This is a genomic window from Ahrensia sp. 13_GOM-1096m, from assembly GCF_000620605.1.
GTDB classification, from domain to species: Bacteria; Pseudomonadota; Alphaproteobacteria; order Rhizobiales; family Rhizobiaceae; genus Ahrensia; species Ahrensia kielensis.
The window spans coordinates 243,476-262,611 of the sequence record NZ_JIAX01000011.1 but is presented as its reverse complement, the minus strand read 5'-3'; the positions used below and the strand labels follow the sequence as shown (position 1 = coordinate 262,611).

Annotated in this window: 18 protein-coding genes and 1 tRNA gene; 10 read left to right on the top strand and 9 right to left on the bottom strand. The window is 48.9% G+C overall.

Annotated features, from left to right (window positions below):
• The first annotated feature begins 23 nt into the window (after positions 1–23).
• From N530_RS0109110 to N530_RS0109085, 6 genes are all read left to right on the top strand, one after another.
• Positions 24–1,133 carry a Gfo/Idh/MocA family protein gene (locus tag N530_RS0109110; RefSeq protein ID WP_026480451.1) on the top strand — a complete coding sequence of 370 codons (1,110 nt, stop codon included), beginning with the start codon at positions 24–26 and terminating at the stop codon, positions 1,131–1,133.
• 37 nt (positions 1,134–1,170) lie between these two features.
• Positions 1,171–2,115: a carbohydrate kinase gene (locus N530_RS0109105; RefSeq protein ID WP_026480450.1), complete on the top strand. Its 945-nt coding sequence runs from the start codon at positions 1,171–1,173 to the stop codon at positions 2,113–2,115.
• Between the two features lie 78 nt (positions 2,116–2,193).
• Positions 2,194–2,883, top strand: a complete 690-nt coding sequence (locus N530_RS0109100) for a glutathione S-transferase family protein (protein ID WP_026480449.1) — start codon at positions 2,194–2,196, stop codon at positions 2,881–2,883.
• A gap of 11 nt (positions 2,884–2,894) precedes the next feature.
• On the top strand, positions 2,895–4,058 hold the full coding sequence (gene queG / locus N530_RS0109095; RefSeq protein ID WP_026480448.1) for a tRNA epoxyqueuosine(34) reductase QueG: 1,164 nt from the start codon (positions 2,895–2,897) through the stop codon (positions 4,056–4,058).
• Positions 4,055–4,933, top strand: a complete 879-nt coding sequence (locus N530_RS0109090; RefSeq protein ID WP_026480447.1) for an SDR family oxidoreductase — start codon at positions 4,055–4,057, stop codon at positions 4,931–4,933. The genes queG and N530_RS0109090 overlap by 4 nt, the downstream gene beginning before the upstream one ends.
• Before the next feature lie 21 nt (positions 4,934–4,954).
• Complete coding sequence (locus N530_RS0109085; protein ID WP_026480446.1) at positions 4,955–5,329, top strand: septal ring lytic transglycosylase RlpA family protein; 375 nt, start codon at positions 4,955–4,957, stop codon at positions 5,327–5,329.
• A gap of 61 nt (positions 5,330–5,390) precedes the next feature.
• Here N530_RS0109085 and N530_RS0109080 read toward each other — a convergent pair whose 3' ends face one another.
• On the bottom strand, positions 5,391–7,295 hold the full coding sequence (locus N530_RS0109080; RefSeq protein ID WP_051540860.1) for a murein L,D-transpeptidase: 1,905 nt from the start codon (positions 7,293–7,295) through the stop codon (positions 5,391–5,393).
• A gap of 203 nt (positions 7,296–7,498) precedes the next feature.
• Between N530_RS0109080 and polA the strand changes: the two genes are divergently transcribed.
• On the top strand, positions 7,499–10,438 hold the full coding sequence (gene polA, locus N530_RS0109075; RefSeq protein WP_026480444.1) for a DNA polymerase I: 2,940 nt from the start codon (positions 7,499–7,501) through the stop codon (positions 10,436–10,438).
• 13 nt (positions 10,439–10,451) lie between these two features.
• On the opposite strand, the gene N530_RS0109070 is transcribed toward polA, so the two are convergent.
• A complete protein-coding gene (locus N530_RS0109070; RefSeq protein WP_018689602.1) occupies positions 10,452–11,351 on the bottom strand; it encodes a LysR family transcriptional regulator in 900 nt (299 codons plus the stop codon).
• 105 nt (positions 11,352–11,456) lie between these two features.
• On the opposite strand from N530_RS0109070, the gene N530_RS0109065 reads away from it, so the two are divergent.
• Positions 11,457–11,753 (top strand): hypothetical protein, encoded by a 297-nt coding sequence (locus N530_RS0109065; RefSeq protein WP_026480443.1) that lies wholly within the window; start codon positions 11,457–11,459, stop codon positions 11,751–11,753.
• Positions 11,754–11,801: 48 nt separating this feature from the next.
• On the opposite strand, the gene N530_RS17745 is transcribed toward N530_RS0109065, so the two are convergent.
• The 4 genes from N530_RS17745 to N530_RS0109045 all read right to left on the bottom strand — a co-directional run bounded on the left by N530_RS17745 (position 11,802) and on the right by N530_RS0109045 (position 14,959).
• On the bottom strand, positions 11,802–12,695 hold the full coding sequence (locus tag N530_RS17745; protein WP_051540859.1) for a carbon-nitrogen hydrolase family protein: 894 nt from the start codon (positions 12,693–12,695) through the stop codon (positions 11,802–11,804).
• A gap of 72 nt (positions 12,696–12,767) precedes the next feature.
• The gene (locus N530_RS0109055) at positions 12,768–13,754 is read right to left on the bottom strand and encodes a BMP family protein (RefSeq protein ID WP_026480442.1); all 987 of its coding nucleotides are present in this window, start codon (positions 13,752–13,754) and stop codon (positions 12,768–12,770) included.
• A gap of 190 nt (positions 13,755–13,944) precedes the next feature.
• A complete protein-coding gene (gene msrA / locus N530_RS0109050) occupies positions 13,945–14,598 on the bottom strand; it encodes a peptide-methionine (S)-S-oxide reductase MsrA (protein ID WP_026480441.1) in 654 nt (217 codons plus the stop codon).
• Positions 14,599–14,635: 37 nt separating this feature from the next.
• Positions 14,636–14,959 (bottom strand): hypothetical protein, encoded by a 324-nt coding sequence (locus tag N530_RS0109045; protein ID WP_026480440.1) that lies wholly within the window; start codon positions 14,957–14,959, stop codon positions 14,636–14,638.
• Between the two features lie 210 nt (positions 14,960–15,169).
• Between N530_RS0109045 and N530_RS0109040 the strand changes: the two genes are divergently transcribed.
• Positions 15,170–15,259: transfer RNA gene (locus N530_RS0109040), tRNA-Ser, on the top strand.
• A gap of 130 nt (positions 15,260–15,389) precedes the next feature.
• Here N530_RS0109040 and N530_RS0109035 read toward each other — a convergent pair.
• The 3 genes from N530_RS0109035 to N530_RS0109025 form a co-directional block, all read right to left on the bottom strand.
• The gene (locus N530_RS0109035) at positions 15,390–16,541 is read right to left on the bottom strand and encodes an aminodeoxychorismate synthase component I (protein WP_026480439.1); all 1,152 of its coding nucleotides are present in this window, start codon (positions 16,539–16,541) and stop codon (positions 15,390–15,392) included.
• 18 nt (positions 16,542–16,559) lie between these two features.
• Positions 16,560–16,877, bottom strand: a complete 318-nt coding sequence (locus N530_RS0109030; RefSeq protein ID WP_026480438.1) for a Dabb family protein — start codon at positions 16,875–16,877, stop codon at positions 16,560–16,562.
• A 190-nt stretch (positions 16,878–17,067) separates the two neighbouring features.
• Positions 17,068–17,541 carry an Lrp/AsnC family transcriptional regulator gene (locus N530_RS0109025; RefSeq protein ID WP_371179700.1) on the bottom strand — a complete coding sequence of 158 codons (474 nt, stop codon included), beginning with the start codon at positions 17,539–17,541 and terminating at the stop codon, positions 17,068–17,070.
• An 82-nt stretch (positions 17,542–17,623) separates the two neighbouring features.
• On the opposite strand from N530_RS0109025, the gene N530_RS0109020 reads away from it, so the two are divergent.
• Positions 17,624–19,072 carry an aminotransferase class V-fold PLP-dependent enzyme gene (locus N530_RS0109020; RefSeq protein WP_026480436.1) on the top strand — a complete coding sequence of 483 codons (1,449 nt, stop codon included), beginning with the start codon at positions 17,624–17,626 and terminating at the stop codon, positions 19,070–19,072.
• Positions 19,073–19,136 lie beyond the last annotated feature (64 nt).

Genomic DNA, 19,136 nt, shown 5'->3' with positions numbered 1-19,136 from the left:
CGCTCTTATAGGAAAGAAACATTATGACTTTGCGTTACGCGATCATTGGGGCGGGCATGATGGGCCGTGAACATATGCGCAATATTGCTCTTATGCCGGATGCTTGTGTTAGCGCTATTGTTGAACCTGATGATGAAATGGCAGCCCTTGCCACGCAAATGGCTGCTGAGACTGGCATGCAGGCTCCTAAACGCTACACAGAGATTAGTGATCTACTAAGCTCAAATATTGCCGATGTGGTCGTCGTCGTTAGCCCAAATGACACACATTTCGACATGATGCAGAAGTTACTTCTAACCGACCTGCCCGTTCTCTTGGAAAAACCTAGCGCTACCAGCGTTGATCAAGCATGGAGCCTAGTAGATAGCGCTGAAAAGCGCGCCGCTCCGGTTTGGGTGGCTATGGAATATCGTTATATGCCACCCGTTGCGCGCATCATTGATGAAGTGCGCAACGGCACTATTGGCAACACCAAGATGATCTCTATCGTTGAGCATCGGTTCCCATTTTTGAATAAGATTGGCTCATGGAACAGGTTCAATGCACGTACCGGCGGCACGATGGTTGAAAAATGCTGCCACTTTTTTGATCTTATGCGTCTTGTCACAGGTTCCGAAGCCATTCGCGTCTTTGGCTCGGGCGCACAAGACGTCAATTTCTTTGACGAGCGCTATGACGGCAAACAACCCGACATTTTAGACAATGCTTTTGTCATTGTGGATTTTGAAAACGGCATGCGCGCATCACTTGATTTATGCATGTTTGCAGAAGGGTCATATTGGCAAGAACAGGTTTCTATTGTTGGGGATACTGGGAAAGTTCAGGCTTTCGTGCCTGGCCCATCGCGCTTTTGGCCGGGCGGCGTTGAACGCGCATCAGAAGTCATCATTTCGCCGCGTGCAGAACGTGCGCCAACACGGTCTGAAGTCCATGTGGACGAGAATCTGCTTGCCGCTGGTGACCATCACGGAAGCACCTATTTTCAACACCTAAAGTTCTACGAATTATGCGTAGCGCAAACAGGTGTACCCGAAGTGACACTACGCGACGGAGCTCATGCTGTTACGCTTGGTGCAGCTGCCGAACAATCAATCCGCACAGGTGCCGTTGTGCAATTAGAAAATAGAAGCTAAAAGACCTAAATCGATTTAATTATTTAGGAATAAGCGGATGTTTATCACCTGCGGCGAAGCACTTTTTGATATTTTTGCACAGCCTTCAGCAAACAGCACGCCACATGGGATCGGTTTTGATGGCATTGTTGGCGGCTCACCGCTCAATGTTGCCCTTGGTTTGTCGCGTATGGGCAACCGCGCAAGTCTTTTTACGCGCTTATCGAATGATATGTTTGGCCGAAACATTCGTGCATTCATGCAGGATGTGGACGTGCATGATGATTACTGCGTGGCAACAGATCAGCAAACCACTTTGGCGATGATTCTTACCAAACCTGATGGGCAGCCTGATTACTCGCTCTACACCAAGGGTACGGCCGACTGCTCTATGGAAATGTCTGATATTCCCGCTGAACTCGATGAGCGTGACCAAGTCATCCATTTTGGTTCCTTCGCCACTGCGCTTCCAGAAAGCGGCGGCGTATTGCGAGAATTTGCCAAGCAGCAAGCCGGTAAAAGATTTATCGCTTTTGATCCAAATGCGCGGCCGATAGTAATCCCAGAACGCGATATTTGGCACGCCACGGTGGATGAAATGCTGCCCGTTTCCAACTTTGTTAAAGCAAGCGATGAAGACCTGGAATTCCTCTATCCTGGACAACCCATTGAAGCTTTTCTTGATCGCTGCATGGCAGCGGGTGTTGATGTTGCTTGTGTGACGCGCGGTCCTGATGGTGCGATTGCCAAATCCGCCAATGGCCAAAGCGTTGATATTCCCGGCCGAAGCGTTGATGTCATCGACACGGTTGGCGCTGGCGATACGTTTCAAGCAGCCAGTTTGCATTTTTTAGGCCAAGCGCAGCTAACGCGCAAAGGTGAAGCTCAAAAAGTGGACCTTGAGGCGCTGGTAAAATTTGCTATTGATGCAGCAGCACTTACTTGCACAAGACGCGGCGCAGATTTACCAACGCTTGCGCAGATTGAGGCTTTTGCACGCTAGACAATACTGTATGACGTTGCACAGCCTCTAAAGGTTTCCTATCAATAGGCTTCCAGTCTCGGCACACAGGATCAACGCATGCAGCTTTATCATCATCCCATGTCTGCGAATTCACGCTTCATACGTCTTTTGTTGGGCGAGTATGGGGTCGAATATGATTTGATTCACCAAAACCCTTGGGACCGCGAAGCTGAGTTCATGAAACTCAATCCTGCAGGAACACTGCCTGTATTGGTTTCAGAATCCGGTGCCGCCATCTGCGGCATCTATGCAATCTGCGAATATATTGATGAAACACGCGGAACAATGATGCGCGAACGTCGCTTAATGCCCGATTATCCACTGGATCGCGCAGAGGTGCGCAGGCTTATCGACTGGTTCTGCGTCCGTTTGGACCAAGATGCAACAAAGACGCTTGTACGCGAAAGAGTTTTCAAGCTGGACATGCCACGCACGAATGGTGGTGGCGCGCCAGATTCAGCCGCCATGCGCGCTGCTCGCGGTAATGTTAAACAACATATGCGCTATTTGAACTGGCTTGCCGGTAGTCGCAATTGTCTCAGTGGAAAGTCGCTCACTGCTGCCGATATTGCAGCGGCCGCCAGCATTTCCGTTTTAGACTATATGGGTGAGATCCCATGGGCGGATTCACCGCAGGCGGCAGAATGGTATCAACGGGTCAAATCACGCCCTGCCTTCAGGCCAATTTTAGAAGATCGGATTCGCGCATTAACTCCAGTCTCGCACTATGCAGACCTAGACTTTTGAACCAGTGATCCATGTCGACCGTCCTGTCACCCGAGAAAGCTAAATCAGCCCTTATCAAGGATTTATCATCTGAGGGGTTTGAGTTGGTCGGTGTGATGGATGCAGAAGACACCGGCAATATGGGCGAGGCGCTTTCTGAGTTCATTGACGCTGATTATTTCGGTTCAATGGAATGGATGAAAGAAACACAAGAGCGCCGAAGCGCACCCAAAAACCTTTGGGAAGACGCAAGGACTGTTGTTCTCGCCGCGATGGTTTATTCGCCGGATAATGATTACAATCCATTGCAGGCTATAAAGCGCGACGATCGCGGTACAATTTCTTGCTACGCGCACAACCGCGACTATCATGACGTTATAAAGGGCAAGCTTAAACAGGTTGCAGGTCGGTTCGTTGCCAAAACGGGTGCCGAAGTCAAAGTGTTTATCGACACAGCGCCTGTGATGGAAAAGCCGCTTGCTCAAAAAGCAGGGTTAGGCTGGCAGGGAAAGCACACTAATCTTGTTAGCCGCGAAATTGGTTCTTGGTTTTTTATTGGCTCGATATTTACAGATATGGCATTGCCAGTTGATGAAGCTGAAACAGACCATTGCGGCTCTTGCAGATCATGCCTTGATAGTTGCCCGACAAATGCTTTCCCATCGCCCTATCACCTCGATGCACGGCGCTGTATCTCTTATCTAACCATTGAGCATGCTGGTCCAATAGATATCGAATTTCGCAAACCCATGGGCAATCGCATTTATGGCTGTGATGATTGCCTCGCAGTATGTCCATGGAATAAATTTGCAGCGGAAGCACGTGAAGCAAAATTGCAGGCGCGTGATGATTTAAAGAGCCCGCCGCTTGCAAACTTGCTTCAACTTGATGATGCAGAATTCAGGAAAATGTTTGCCGGCTCACCAGTCAAGCGAATTGGCCGAAACCGTTTTATTCGTAATTGCTTGATTGCAGCTGGCAACAGCAGCGATGAAAACCTCACCCAAACAATCAAACCACATTTAAGCGACCCAGACGCTGTCGTTCGGGGTGCTGCGGTTTGGGCATTGGCACAACAGTTAAGCCGTGACGATCTATGCGTGCTTTATGAAACATATCACCCAAAAGAAAATGATGCATCAGTGCGCTGTGAATGGACGGCTGCACTTGAAAGTACAGGCTTGGAACTGGAATGAATAATAAACGAACCACGCTGATATTGGGCGCAGGATTTTCAGGCCAAAAATATGGCGCTTTGCTCTCAAGTGATGGCATGCAGGTTTTTGGCACGACACGTTCGCAAGACAAGATGCCTGAGCTTAAAAAGGCAGGCATCCAGCCCATAGTCTTTGATGGTTCAAAACTGACACCCGCCTTGCAAGACGCTATAAACCAAGCAACCGATGTGGTGGTTTCCATTGCGCCGAATGAATTTGGCGACCCATCGTTAAAAGCCCTCTCTAGCGCGCTGTCATCGGCACCCCATCTTTCTTGGATCGGCTATCTTTCGACGGTGGGTGTTTATGGCCATCATGATGGTGCATGGGTTGATGAAGAAAGCACATGCAAACCTGTTTCCAAGCGATCTGTGCAACGCATGGAAGCTGAATTGGAATGGCGTAAATTTGCAACCACGCAAGAGCTTCCACTCGCCATATTACGGCTATCGGGCATCTATGGGCCCGGACGTAACGCTTTGAAAAATATGGTTGAAGGCAAGGCCCGCAGACTGGTTAAAGCTGGACAAGTGTTTAACCGTATCCATGTTGCAGACATTGCAGGCAGCCTGCGCTTTCTCTCAAATATGCGCGCTAACGGCATTTATAACGTCACGGATGACATGCCTTCGCCGCCACAAGATGTTGTCGAATACGCTGCATCGGTAACAAAAATTGATCCCCCTGAACCAATTGATTTTGAAACTGCCACATTATCGCCCATGGCACGCTCTTTTTACGGGGAGAACAAGCGCGTCTCCAACTCAAAGTTGAAGGAGGCTGGTTTTCAATTTCAATATTCGGACTACCGGCAATCTTTGAAGAAGATGTGGGACGAAGACGATTGGCGTTAAACGCCAAATAGGGTGTATCAAATGTATAAAATATTCAGTCTCGCAAGCGCGGGAGCTGTAATCGCTTTGACTATTTCAACAACAGTTTTCACCAACAAACAGGCAGAAGCTTCTGCGGCGCAATGTGGCAAGGCATCATGGTATGCGCTCCACTCACGCACCGCATCGGGCGAGATGATGAACCCTGCCAAACTAACGGCTGCCCACAAAACGCTTCCATTTGGCACCAAGCTCAAAGTCACGAACCGCAACAACGGGAAATCGGTTATTGTGCGCATTAATGATCGCGGGCCGTTTATTAAGGGCCGCATCGTTGATCTTTCAAAAGCAGCAGCAAGCCAAATCGGCATGATTAAAAACGGCCATGCGCCGATCTGCTTCCAACGTATTTCTTAAATTCACACAAACAAAAACCCGCCAACAAATGCTGACGGATTTAAAGTTCAGATGCTCGATATTAGCTTGAAGCGTCACGCGCGCCGTTCACCGCTTCAAGAGCGCGGCCCAAATACATATCGCGCTTATAGACATCGGGATGGTATTCCACTTTGCCTGCATCATTTGGCCAAGCAGTGAAATAGCCTACGAAAATCGGAATTTTTTCCGAAATCCTTTCGCCTTTTTCACCGCCGCCCAATTGTGATGCAACATAGTCACGGCTCTTGCCAAGCACGGCTGCTGCCATAGCGCGTGGGTCTTCTAAACGTACACAGCCATGGCTAAAGGCGCGGTTATCACGTTGGAACAAGCTTTTTGCAGGTGTGTCGTGCATGTAGATCGCATGTCTATTGGGAAACAAAATTTTCAACTCGCCGAGCGAATTTCTTGGACCTGGCTTCTGGCGAACGCTGTAGGGTACAGGACCGGAATATTGAGACCAATTAATATTGGATGAGGCAATCTGCTGTCCGCCATGCGTTGATACGACATAACCTGCGCGATCAAGATAGCCTGGATCGCGGTGCAGTTTCGGCAACATTTCATTGACAATAATTGACTGCGGCACACCCCAATAAGGATTGAAGACAACAGTTTCAATTTCATCGTGGAAGAAATTTGTCTGATTGGATGGTTTGCCAACAACAACGCGCATTGCAAGCTTCGTCTCACCATCTTCCATATAGCGAACGCGGTATTCTGGCTGGTTTATGACGACCTGACGTTTGCCATAATTTTCCGGATGCCAACGCAGACGCTCAAGCGCAAATTTTACACGATCAATTTTCGAAGCAAGACTTTGCCCGCCAAGACGTGAAACCGTTTTGGCACCTACAACACCATCTGGGTTCAAGCCAAGATCGCGCTGAACATCGCGCACCAACTCAATTAAATCGCCTTGGTAGAGCGTTTCACCCGCATAAGCGTTCAATAAGTCCTGATGCTTTGTGCGCGTCTCATCGCGCATTTTGCGTTCCATCGCTTTTATTAAAAGCGGCAATTCTTCAGCTGTAGTGCCAGGTTTCACTAACAAATTAGCAGGCAGCACTATCTCGTTTTCTGTGCTGCCACGCAATTTAACAAGCTCATCTTGCAAAATCGCGTAATGCTGCTGGTTAGGCATAAGGCTTGTCAAGTAACCCGCTGGGTCCATGTCGCCAGAAACAAGGCCCACAAGTGCATCAGATGCCGTCAAACGGTTTTTAGTAAAGTCGTGATAGCCTGATATTTTATTCGGATTAACCGCGCCATCTTTCATGTCCTGCGCATAGCGAATGGCATAGGCGGTCAATTTCGTTTCAAATGCCAGCAATTCGGCTGCACGTGCTTTAGGATCATCGATTGAGAATGCATCCGCAGGCACATCAACGGCATAATCTTTTGCTTCCAAGCCATGCTTGTCTGCACTGTTGAGCATCGCAGCAACGGCTTTGGCCTGTGTCGTTACACTCGAACCGCGAGACCACAGGAAAGCTGGTTTTTTGCTATAATGATCTGTCACCGCCTTGGCGATGTCTTCCTCAATAGCAATTTGAAGCGTTGGCGAATAGCGAACAGCTTCTTTAAAGCGTTGCGATTCGAAATCCATCGTCGGCAAACCAAGCTCACCGGATTGACCAACAGAAGCTGTTGTTAAACCTGCCAGCGTAAATGTCGCCATTTGCGCTGCTTTATAAGTATAATATTGCGGGCCTGAAATTTTCTTAATTGCTTTGCGCGGTGTGGCCGGCTTTGCAGTGACGGTTTTCTTTGGCTGCTGGATGACAGGCTCTGGCGCACGGCGCTGGCGCACTTCTTTGCGCTTTGCACGGTTGAAAAGAAGCTCATGCAATTGGACTGCCGATGCCTCTGGAACCGAGAAGCTCATGCCAGTGACTACAACGGCTGAAGCCAGCAATGCGTGCGCAATTTTTCTGTAAGTCACTCTATTCTCCAAAGCTTGTTCGATAGAACCAATCTAACGCATTTATTACCGCCTATAAAGCAGACGCTTGGTGAATAATGTCTTGATGATTTACATCAAATTTTGCGAGTCACGCTTTTGCCACAGCCAAAACACGTTGTGATTTTTGTAAAACACAGTGTTTTTCATGGACGGACCTAGCGGTTGTCGCTAAATATCGACACATGAAAAAAGGTGATCATCTCTTCCTCGTTGACGGCTCGGCATATATTTTTCGGGCTTTTCACGCACTTCCACCGCTGACACGTAAATCCGATGGAACGCCCATTGGTGCCGTGTCTGGCTATTGCAACATGCTCTGGAAACTGTTGCAGGACTCGCGCAATACCGATGTTGGGGTTACGCCTACCCATTTTGCAGTCATTTTTGACTATTCATCCAAAACGTTTCGCAATGCGCTTTACGCTGAGTACAAAGCCAACCGCTCGGAACCGCCGGAAGATTTGCGCCCGCAATTCGGCCTGATTCGCGAAGCAACCCGCGCCTTCAACCTGCCCTGCATTGAAATGGATGGTTATGAGGCCGACGATATTATCGCTGCCTATGCTGCACAAGCCGAAGCTGCAGGCGGCGAGGTGACAATCATCTCATCGGATAAGGATTTAATGCAGCTCGTGACCGAAAAGGTCTCGATGTATGATTCGATGAAGGACCGCCAAATCGGCATTGATGAAGTTGTCGAGAAATTCGGTGTTAAGCCCGAAAAAATGATCGACCTGCAGGCGCTTACGGGTGATTCGACTGATAATATTCCAGGTGTGCCGGGCATTGGGCCTAAAACTGCCGCGCAATTACTGAGCGAATATGGCGATCTGGACACGCTGCTCGAACGCGCCGGTGAAATTAAACAAAACAAACGACGCGAAAATCTCATTGAATTTGCCGATCAAGCACGCCTGTCGCGCGAACTTGTTACGCTCAAAGTTGATACGCCCGTTGAGGCCTCCATTGATGATTTTGTCTTAGAAGACCAAGACGGACCGAAGCTCGTTGCATTTTTAAAAGCAATGGAGCTCACCACACTCACGCGACGCGTTGCCGAAGCCACCGGCGTTGAAGCAGGTGAAATTGAAGCCGCCGATGTACCCGTTGAGAATGCTGGACGCGCGCGCGGCCCCGATCTTGATAAGGCAACATCGCAAAACTCTGCTTCAAGCGACGGTAAAGCCAGCACGCAAGAAGCAGCACAAAGCGTTGAGAATACGCCGCAAGCGCTTGCTGATAAGCTGGCCGCAGAGGCTACCGGTGCAAAATTTGACGCAAGTAAATATGTTTGTATTCGCGATGCAGCTACGCTGGATGAATGGATTTTAAAGGCGTTTGAAGAAGGCGTCGTCGCCTTTGACACGGAAACCGATTCGCTTGATGCCAATCAGGCAAACCTTGTCGGCTTTTCGCTTTGCCATAAAGCTGGAGAGGCTGCCTATATTCCTTTGCAGCACCGCGAGGGTGAAGATGACTTGCTTGGTGAAGGCGGTGTCATTGATGGCCAGCTTGATCTCAACATAGCGCTGGAGAAACTCAAAGCACTGCTGGAAGATCCGTCTATCCTCATTATCGGGCAAAATCTGAAATATGATTATCTCATCATGCAGCGATACGGCATTACCATTCAATCCTATGATGACACGATGCTTTTATCCTATGTGATTGATGCAGGACGCGGCACGCATGGCATGGACGCGCTATCCGAGCGCTGGCTTGGTCACCAGCCAATCGCTTTTAAAGACATTGCGGGCACTGGCAAAAAGCAAATCACCTTTGACCGTATCGCGATTGAGGTTGCCACTGGATATGCCGCTGAAGACGCTGATATTACGCTTCGGCTTTGGCAGGTTTTAAAACCACGCTTGATCGCAGACGGGCTGACATCGGTTTACGAGCGACTTGAACGACCTCTCATGGCCGTTCTTGCACGCATGGAAGGCCGAGGTATTTCTGTCGATCGGCAAATTCTTAGCCGACTATCGGGTGAATTTGCGCAAAAAGCCGCAGCAATCGAAGATGAGATTTATGGTCTTTCTGGCGAGAAATTCAATGTCGGCTCGCCTAAGCAATTAGGCGAAATACTCTTTGGGAAAATGGGGCTTCCGGGCGGCAAGAAAACAAAGTCAGGCCAGTGGGCAACCGGTGCGCAAGCGCTGGAAGATCTTGCAGCAGAAGGCCATGAACTACCGCGCAAAATTGTCGATTGGCGCCAGCTCACAAAGCTAAAATCTACCTATACAGACGCTTTGCCAGGCTACATTAATCCAGAAACAAAGCGCGTTCACACATCCTATTCACTGGCAGCGACAACAACGGGTCGATTATCTTCGTCTGAACCGAACTTGCAGAACATACCGATTCGTACCGTTGAAGGACGTCGCATCCGCACAGCATTTATTGCCAACAAGGGCAAAAAGCTGATCTCTGCCGACTACAGCCAGATCGAACTTCGGGTGTTGGCACATGTTGCAAACATTCCGCAACTGACCCAAGCATTTGCCGATGGAATCGATATTCATGCAATGACCGCCTCTGAAATGTTTGGCGTGCCTGTTGAGGGCATGCCGTCAGATATACGCCGTAGCGCGAAGGCGATTAACTTCGGTATTATTTACGGCATCTCTGCTTTTGGTCTGGCCAACAATCTGGGCATCAGCCGGTCAGAAGCTTCGGACTATATCAAAAAATATTTTGAACGCTTTCCAGGCATCAAAGATTATATGGATGAGATTAAAGCCACGGCGCGTGCGCAAGGTTATGTCGAAACGATCTTTGGCCGCCGCATCCACTATCCAGAAATCAAATCGAGCAATCCGCAGGTGCGAGCCTTTAATGAGCGCGCAGCTATCAATGCACCAATTCAAGGGTCAGCCGCTGATGTGATTCGCCGCGCAATGGTGCGGATAGAGCCTGCTATGGAAGCCGCAAAGCTCTCCGGCCAAATGCTGCTACAAGTGCATGATGAATTGATTTTTGAAGTGCCAGAAGATGAAGTCGATGCGACGATCACTTGCGTCAAAGACGTGATGGAAAATGCTGCGATGCCTGCCATCGACATGGCGGTTCCGCTCGCGGTTGAAGCACAGGCCGCAGACAATTGGGATGAGGCGCATTAAGCGCGCCTCATTCTCAAAGTTCATCAAAACAGGCAATAACGTGATCAGCCACAGCTTGCGAGCAGCACCCTGCATTTGACTTTAAACGCATGCGAATTTGATATTTTGTCAAAGGCGGTAGGCCATGTTTTTTCAGTGTTAATTCAATCAATGGCGGCTCAATAAAAGAGGCTGGCATGGGCGCAACGGCAAGGTCAGCAGAAACTGCTGCGCGCTGCGCAACGACCTGCGCGCTTTTATAAGCAAGGCGATAAGAACGCCCGATCTTGTCCAGCGCTTCCACCGCACCAGCACGCCACGCACAACCACTTTCCCACATTGAAACGGGCAATGGATCTTTCTCATAGGCGCAGCCACCTTTTAGGCCCGCCCAAACAAGATCTTCTTCTAACACCACATGCGCACCGTCTTCCATCACATGCTTGTCTGATGAGGTATAAACCACCACGTCTAACTCGCCGCGCTCAAAGCGTTCCCTCAAATTTGCTGAACTGTCCATGACCACATCGACGCAAACATTGGGGTGCGTTTCAGCAAAGCGCTTTAGGACAGCTGGCAGTAATTTATTGCCGTAATCATCCGGCGCTCCAAGCACGACCGAGCCTTCAATATCCGGCATTAAGAACCGCGCCATCATCTCATTGGACAGCGCTATAATGCGCCGCGCATAGGACAAAAGCATTTCACCGTCCTGCGTCAGTTCAACTGATCGGCTGTCACGCTGCAAAACGGATGCGCCGAGCACATCTTCTAGCTTTTTGATTTGCATCGACACGGCAGAGGGCGTGCGGAACACTCTGTTTGCTGCCTTGGAAAAACTACCCGTTTCAGCAATCGCGATGAATGTTTTCAAAATATCGATATCGACACCAGCCAGCGCGACGGCGTTAAATTGCTTATCGGGTACATTCATGTCTTCTCCTAACATCAATAAAACTGAAAGATAAGTACACATCTATTCGTTTGATTGAATCACGATTCATGCGCATTGTCTAGCTAGGCAAAAGGAGACAAGGACATGACTTGCATTGATAACAACAATTTTGACGTTAGAAATCACCGCTCAAATAGCCTTCAACGTGGTTGGAAAATTATTTCTGACCGTGCAACAGCCTTGTTGGCCGCATATGCTTTGCGTGCCCAGCAAAAGCGAGATCGCGCAGCTTTTATGAACCTCGTCGGCAAAGAAAACTGGCTATATGAGGACATGGGCATTCATGAAGGTGATGTTGACTGGGCATCCAGACTCCCTATCCAAATTAACGCAGCCCAAGAACTTGAAAAAATAAGGCTGCAAAGCCGGAAGAACCTTTAATGACCTGAACCATTCGCCTGCCAGCAAAAATGCCAGCAGGCGATTACTTTATACGCTCCACTTAACGTCATAAAGATCATTGCGTCTGTTGGCTAAATTACGCACCGAGCCAAGAGTGCGCGCTTTTTCCAACATCGTCATATCAAGATCAGCGATTATGAGGTTTTCTTCATTTATGGGAGCCTGCGCTAAAATTCCATCTGGCGGAAAACCTGTATCAGACGGTGTTAATATTGCAGATTGTGCATAGGCTTCATCACAATTTTCAACATTTTCAATCGTGCCCACCAGCCCTGATGTAACGATATAGCATTGATTTTCCACGGTACGGGCGTGGCAACAATAGCGCACACGCAAATGCCCGCTTCTTGCCTCCGTACAATAGGGCACGAAAACCAGCCCCACACCTTGATCGGCATGGCGGCGGCCCAGCTCCGGAAATTCGCTATCATAACAAATTTGGATACCAACAGGACCGCAATCGGTTTCTATCGGCTCTAAGTTATCGCCACCTTTAATGCCCCAAACGTCCCATTCGTCAGGTGTTGGGTGCAACTTTGACTGGCTCGCTATTGTGCCATCACGCCGCGCTAGAAATGCAATATTTTCTGTTTTTCCAGCATCTGTGCGCGTTGCATGGCTACCGCAAACAATATTGATGTTTAGCTCTTTTGCTAAACCTGTAAACTCAGCGACGATTTGAGCCGTTGCCTGTGTCAGCTTATCGATAGATGCTTCCGGCGATAATTTCTGCTCAGCGGCAGATAAAAGCTGAAGCGTGAAATGTTCCGGAAAACAGATAAAGTCTGCATCTTGCCGCGCTGCATCTTCAGCAAAAGCACGCACACGATCAAACAGATCACGAAATGAAGATGTCTGCATCAACGCCATTTGTACGGATGCGACACGTATTTTTGATTTATAGTTTGGAGAAAGTTTCATTGGCTGGGCCTTATAAAAAAGCCGCCAGAACAAAAGCTCTGGCGGCTAAGATCGTCAACTACCGTTTCTAAATTAGTACGGGCAGTTATTATCGCTCATGAAGTCGTGAACAACGACATCGCCAGATACGATTTTAGCGCGTGCATCTTCCACGGCTTTCATCATGTCTTCTGTCACAAGTTCTTTGTTGTTGTCGTCCATAGCGACGTCAACACCGCCCTCTTTAAGACCAAGAACATTGATGCCAGATTCCCAAGTTCCGCCTTCTGAGCCATCTATGAACGCTTCATAAACAGCAACGTCCACTTTTTTGACCATTGACGTTAGAACTTTGCCCGGCTGCAAACCGTTCTGGTTTGAGTCAACGCCGATAGCAAGTTTGCCGGCATCAGCCGCAGCTTGAATTACGCCAACGCCTGTACCGCCAGCTGCATGGAAAACAACGTCTGATCCCTGTGCGATCTGCGCTTTAGTGATCTCGCCGCCTTTAACAGGATCGTTCCAAGCTGCCGGTGTATCACCGGTCATGTTTTCAATAACTTTCGCGTCAGCATTAACGGATTTTGCACCGCCAGCATAACCGCAAGCAAAGCGAGAAATCAGCGGAATACCCATGCCGCCAACAAAGCTAACTGTGCCTGTTTCAGATGCTGTCGCAGCCATTACGCCCGCAAGATATGAACCTTCTTGTTCTTTGAAAACAACCGAGCGTACATTTGGCTGATCGACCACCATGTCGATGATCGCAAATTTTGTATCCGGGAATTCTTTTGCCACTTGCTCAAGCGCTTGCGCCCATGAAAAACCAGCAACAACAATTGGAGAATTGCCATCTTCAGCAAATTTAAGCAGAGCCTGCTCACGCTGTGCATCGTTCTGAATTTCGAATTCGCGGTAAGCGACACCGGTTTCTTCTTTGTATTTTTCAGCGCCATTATAAGCAGCTTCATTGAACGATTTGTCGAACTTGCCGCCCAAATCATAAATAAGAGCCGGCTCGGCATTTGCTGAAAATGTTAGTGCTGTTGCGGCCAAAAGACCTAAAGCTATGCGCTTCATACTAAATCACCCTGTAAACGTTTGTTACTCTCCCCGCACATCACTTAAACAAGTGAAAGCGCGAAACCTCGCGGTGGTTTTCCACCTTGGAAAAGAGCTTGGCACGGCATTGAGGTAAAATCACGCAAAAAATGCAAGCGCTGCCTCAGCCTTAAGAATTATCGTAAACGCTTGCCAGTTCAGCAAAATATCAACCTGGTATTGGGCAGCTCACGCCTGTTCCACGTATGCCGCAATAACCATCCGGATTTTTAGCTAAATATTGCTGATGATAGTCTTCAGCAAAATAAAACACGTCCAAAGGTTCAATTTCAGTTGTAATCGCACCTTGGTGCCCACCAGCCTTTAGGGCTTGTTGAAACTGGATTTTGCTTTTTTGCACATGTTCAAGCTGCGCATCGTTTGTTGTGTAAATAGCAGAACGATAGGTTGTGCCGATATCATTACCTTGGCGCATGCCTTGTGTCGGGTCATGCTGCTCCCAGAATTGCTTCAAAATAGCATCAAGGCTTAATTTGGCAGGATCAAAAACAACTTTGACCACTTCAACATGGCCAGTTTTACCCGTGCAGGTTTCTTCATAGGTTGGATTTTTTGTGAAGCCGCCTGCATAACCAACCGCCGTCACATACACATTGTGCATTTGCCAAAAAATACGCTCAGCGCCCCAAAAGCAGCCCATCCCTAAATAGATAGTTTCCATATTATCGGGGTGTGGTCCGCGCATATTTTCCCCATTCACGAAATGGGTTGGCGACAATGGCAAAGGTTCATCGCGGCCAGGCAGTGCCTCATTGGCATCAATCATGTCCGATTTATTGCGAAACATATCATTTAAAAGCATAGTTTGCGCCCTTCTGCGTGACCGGCTTAGTATCGGTTTATCTTTTTACAAATCCTGCGGCATGTCGTTTTCTTTTATACGCAATGACATAAAAAAGCGCCGACAAAACTGAGAATACAGCAAATGTGGGCAAGGTTAGAAAAGTTACAAGGATAGGGTCGTTCAAAAATGGGTGAACAGACTGCGTGAGCCAAGAGGAAAACGTCTCAAGTGTATCTGGGAAAAATTCCCGCCAGCTCATTTCAAGCGGCGTCAAAACTAGTTTGGAAACACCCAGCGAGCGCGTTGCATCCAGCACGATAAACATGACAGCAATGGCCAAACAAAGCACAGCGATAAAGCGAAGTATAAAACGGGACATGCCTACCTGATGATGCAAATTAACGAATTAGGATTACCGTCAATAGAGTGACCTAGGGCAAAGTTCAATCAACACAATCAAATGATTTATCTAAATTAGCCTTCACTTAGCTCTTGCAGCGAGAAAAAGCACGCGCTACACGTCCGCTCACGTTGTGGCTTACACATAGCTTCAACCCGCTCGGATTAACCGACGAGCGAAAAATGGAATGGACAGGTGGCCGAGTGGTTGAAGGCGCACGCCTGGAACGCGTGTGGGCGGGTGACCGTCTCCAGGGTTCGAATCCCTGTCTGTCCGCCATTCCCACTACCAGAAATCACCTATAGAGCTTGAAAAATGCGATGGTTTCAGACCACGTAATCCCTACTCAAACCCTACGCCTAAACCGTATTCTAGATGGTATGCAGCAAAGCGAAGCGTTTGATTGTGATTATGGTTGATTTGCCAATTTTTGTTCTGATGCAAATCGCGCCTTTAGCAAGCACTCCTCATATTCTGAGCGCGCAATAGAGTCATAGACAATACCGCCGCCTACATTGAGCACTGCCTTGCCTGCTTTATGCAAGGTGAGTGTGCGAATCGCGACATTAAAACGCATTTGCCCCGAGGGAGCGATATAACCGATCGACCCGCAATAGATATCGCGTGGCTGATCCTCTAATCCGCGCAATATCTGCATCGCACGGATTTTCGGTGCGCCCGTAATTGAGCCGCAGGGAAAGAGTGCCGTGATAATGTCAGATATCGTCACGGCCTTAGCGAGCTTAGCGCGAACACGGCTAACCAATTGATGAACCGTCGGATAGCTTTCCACGCGAAAGAGTTCAGGCACATGAAGCGAGCCTACTTCACATATGCGGGAGATATCATTGCGCAAGAGATCGACGATCATTAGATTTTCTGCTTGGTTCTTGCTGTCTTGCCTCAAGGCTTCCGCAAGGGCTGCATCTTCTTCAGGTGTCTCCCCGCGCCGCATTGTCCCCTTCATTGGGTGCGTTTCAATCCAGCCTGCATCATCCACCTCAAAGAATAGCTCGGGCGAGCGCGACAAAATAATCGGTCCGCCTAAATCAACAAGCGCTCCATAGCGAACGGGTTGCCGGATCGTCATGTCATCAAAGAGTGCGGCCGGTTCACCTTGCCAGCTGGCTGTGATGGGGAAGGTCAAATTCGCTTGGTAGCAATCGCCTGCAGAAAGGTGACGGTGAACTTGCTCAAAGCGCGGTGCATAGGCCTCAAATGACAAGCTAGGTTGCAAGTCTCTTAGCGTGGCACCTGATATGCTTTGTGCGGTGACGGGCCGTATTTCGGGCTTATCGAATACTCCCATCAGAACCATCGGCAAGCAGCGCCCCTCAGGTAGGAACTGGCGCAGTTTAGGTTCCAACGCATAACCAGCTTCATAGCTCAAATAACCGGCGCACCATTTGCCAGATGCACGCGCGCTCTCAATTTGAGCCAGCGCGTCAATTACATCCTCAGCATCATCCGCGCAGATGATGTCGCATGGCTTTGCGAACATCATTTCTTTGTTCGCAAGGTCGTCGCGAAGCAAAATATAAGGTTCGAACTGCCCTGTCATGAATTGCCTGACGAAGGGCTAGAGGTCATTATTTTTAGTACTAAAAGCCTGCGCCACATCGTAATCAGCTGCCATCCTTATCTCACGCAAAGGGCGCACATTTTGGATAGATACAGCGTAAAGATCATGAGCCTTGTATGCGGCTAGAGCAGCGTCATCGGCAAACTCCCCATAAACGATGACATCAACCTCTTTACTCTTTGGGTCGGACTTGCGGTTTAGCGCGATCTCAAGATGTTGGGCATGCGGAATCTGCGTGAGGACCTGCAAGCCTTTCCGGATAGGATCGATATTACCATCGTGTTTGGCGGTGAAAAGAACGATATGGCGGATCATTAGGGTTACCGATAGCTTCTTGATATTTGCGGGATACTTGTCACGCAAACCAAATCTATAGTCTGGTTGCGCAAGGTATTTTACAACTCAGCGGGAATGACTGCAACCACATCCATTAAATGCAGAAACATCTGTGCATGGTCGCAGAAAGAACATGTGGCCGCCATTGGCTCGGCACTCACCTAAGACCTTACGGCAATGACAGGGGACGATTTTCCAATATCGCTTCCATCGCAAACAACCCTGTAATGGTTTCCAGCTCAACTTTCGCAGTCAATTTTTGATAGACCGCGTCATAACCTGCCATGGATGTTGTCACGACCTTAATCAGATAATCCCAATCGCCGCCAATACGGTACACATCAACAATTTCAGGAATAGTGGCAGCATGTTTGCGAAAAGCCTGCGACCACTCTTCGCTATGTTTGCGGGTACGGATCATCATAAAAACGGTTAAATCCAGACCAACCGCTTCCGGTGAAATACGCGCATGATACCCTTCAATGATGCCGCTATCAGCCAGACGTCGCATGCGCCGCCAACAGGCATTTTGTGACAAGCCAACTTCCGCAGCAACGTCGCGCTGCGACAATGTGCAATCTCTTTGAAGGACGGTGATAATTTTACGGTCTATTCTATCATATTCGATCATATGACCCAATATTCATACAAATCACCCATAAACAAGTACAATAATTTGCTTCGCGGTGAGTTAAATATAGCTCATCGATCTAGGGAGCTCCAAAATGAACCAAACAGCAGGCCAGAATCTATTTGAGCGCTTTCAAGCCAGCATTCAAACAGACACCATTGTGCATGATCTCACAGAAGGCCTGATCGGGCACCACGCCGTGATTGACGGCCCATTTGGTCAGAAGCCTTTGATCTATGCTGATTATGTCGCTTCAGGGCGCGCCCTTAGGCAGATCGAAAATTTTGTGATGGAAGAGTTGCTGCCGTTCTACGCCAATAGCCATACCGAAGCATCTTATGTTGGCGGCATGATGACCCGTCTGCGCCGCCAAGCGCGTGATATTATTCGCCGCGAATATAATGCGTCTAAAGAGCACGCTGTGATATTCACGGGCTCAGGCGCGACAACGGGGATTAACAGGCTCGTGCACCTTTTGGGCCTGCGCGATATGGCCCTTCAAGGCAAATCGCCTGTGGTTCTCATCGGCCCTTATGAGCACCATTCCAACATCTTGCCTTGGCGCGAAAGTGGCGCGGAAGTCATTGAAGTCCCTGAAGCAAAAAATGGCGGGCCCTGCATGACAGCGCTTGCCGAAACACTGGCAAGTGTTCGCGGGCGGCCCATTATCGGTGCGTTTTCCGCAGCATCCAATGTTACAGGCATTATCACGGATGTTATCGCTGTCAGCCGCGTTTTGAAACAAGCAGACGCAACGATTGTCTGGGATTATGCAGGCGGCGCGCCTTATCTTTCGATTGATCTTTGTCCTGCACCCGGCGCTTTAATTGATGCGGTTGTTTTATCACCCCATAAATTCGTTGGTGGGCCTCAGGCATCTGGCGTTTTAATCCTGCGCCATGATGCGGTACGCACTCAAAAACCCACACTGCCCGGCGGCGGTACTGTGCGGTTTGTGTCACCGACAAATCATGATTATTCGGGCAATGTTGAAGCGCGTGAAGAGGCTGGCACGCCCAATGTCATCGGCGATTTGCGTGCTGCGCTTTGCTTGCTTGTAAAGTCCGCAATCGGTCAAGATTACATCACCAAGCGCAACAATGAGAATTGTTCGCGAGCCATGCAAGCATGGGAAAATCACCCCAATATTGAGATCCTTGGTAATACCGATTGTAACCGGCTTCCGATTTTCTCATTTCGACTGCGCAACGAGGCTGGCGGTTATGTTCATCAGCAACTTGTCACGCGCCTCCTATCAGACTGCTACGGCATTCAAGCCCGTGGTGGCTGCGCATGTGCAGGCCCTTATGTGCACCGCGTGCTGGGCATTGATGCGGATAGTTCGGATAAAATGCGCACGGCGATCCTTGCAGGGCATGAAGTTGAAAAACCTGGATTCGTCCGCTTGAATTTTAGCTTCCTGGCCACGGATGCCGAGATAGAAACAATTCTCAATGCAGTCTTGGAATTGGCTGATAGCGCAGGGCAACATGAGGCCTCTTATAAGTGTGATCCAACCACCGCGATTTTCTCCCCCGCATAGGCGACTTACCGAAAAGCGTACAAGCTAGAGCCAGCGAAGTAACAACCTAATTGCGGCTTAAAAT

Coding starts and splice junctions, on each gene's coding strand:
- N530_RS0109065 (WP_026480443.1), top strand. CDS start 11,457: ATGACTTGCATTGATAACAACAATTTTGACGTTAGAAATCACCGCTCA.
- N530_RS0109105 (WP_026480450.1), top strand. CDS start 1,171: ATGTTTATCACCTGCGGCGAAGCACTTTTTGATATTTTTGCACAGCCT.
- N530_RS0109100 (WP_026480449.1), top strand. CDS start 2,194: ATGCAGCTTTATCATCATCCCATGTCTGCGAATTCACGCTTCATACGT.
- N530_RS17745 (WP_051540859.1), bottom strand. CDS start 12,695: ATGAAACTTTCTCCAAACTATAAATCAAAAATACGTGTCGCATCCGTA.
- N530_RS0109020 (WP_026480436.1), top strand. CDS start 17,624: ATGAACCAAACAGCAGGCCAGAATCTATTTGAGCGCTTTCAAGCCAGC.
- N530_RS0109035 (WP_026480439.1), bottom strand. CDS start 16,541: ATGACAGGGCAGTTCGAACCTTATATTTTGCTTCGCGACGACCTTGCG.
- N530_RS0109055 (WP_026480442.1), bottom strand. CDS start 13,754: ATGAAGCGCATAGCTTTAGGTCTTTTGGCCGCAACAGCACTAACATTT.
- msrA (WP_026480441.1), bottom strand. CDS start 14,598: ATGCTTTTAAATGATATGTTTCGCAATAAATCGGACATGATTGATGCC.
- N530_RS0109085 (WP_026480446.1), top strand. CDS start 4,955: ATGTATAAAATATTCAGTCTCGCAAGCGCGGGAGCTGTAATCGCTTTG.
- N530_RS0109045 (WP_026480440.1), bottom strand. CDS start 14,959: ATGTCCCGTTTTATACTTCGCTTTATCGCTGTGCTTTGTTTGGCCATT.
- N530_RS0109090 (WP_026480447.1), top strand. CDS start 4,055: ATGAATAATAAACGAACCACGCTGATATTGGGCGCAGGATTTTCAGGC.
- N530_RS0109070 (WP_018689602.1), bottom strand. CDS start 11,351: ATGAATGTACCCGATAAGCAATTTAACGCCGTCGCGCTGGCTGGTGTC.
- polA (WP_026480444.1), top strand. CDS start 7,499: ATGAAAAAAGGTGATCATCTCTTCCTCGTTGACGGCTCGGCATATATT.
- queG (WP_026480448.1), top strand. CDS start 2,895: ATGTCGACCGTCCTGTCACCCGAGAAAGCTAAATCAGCCCTTATCAAG.
- N530_RS0109110 (WP_026480451.1), top strand. CDS start 24: ATGACTTTGCGTTACGCGATCATTGGGGCGGGCATGATGGGCCGTGAA.
- N530_RS0109030 (WP_026480438.1), bottom strand. CDS start 16,877: ATGATCCGCCATATCGTTCTTTTCACCGCCAAACACGATGGTAATATC.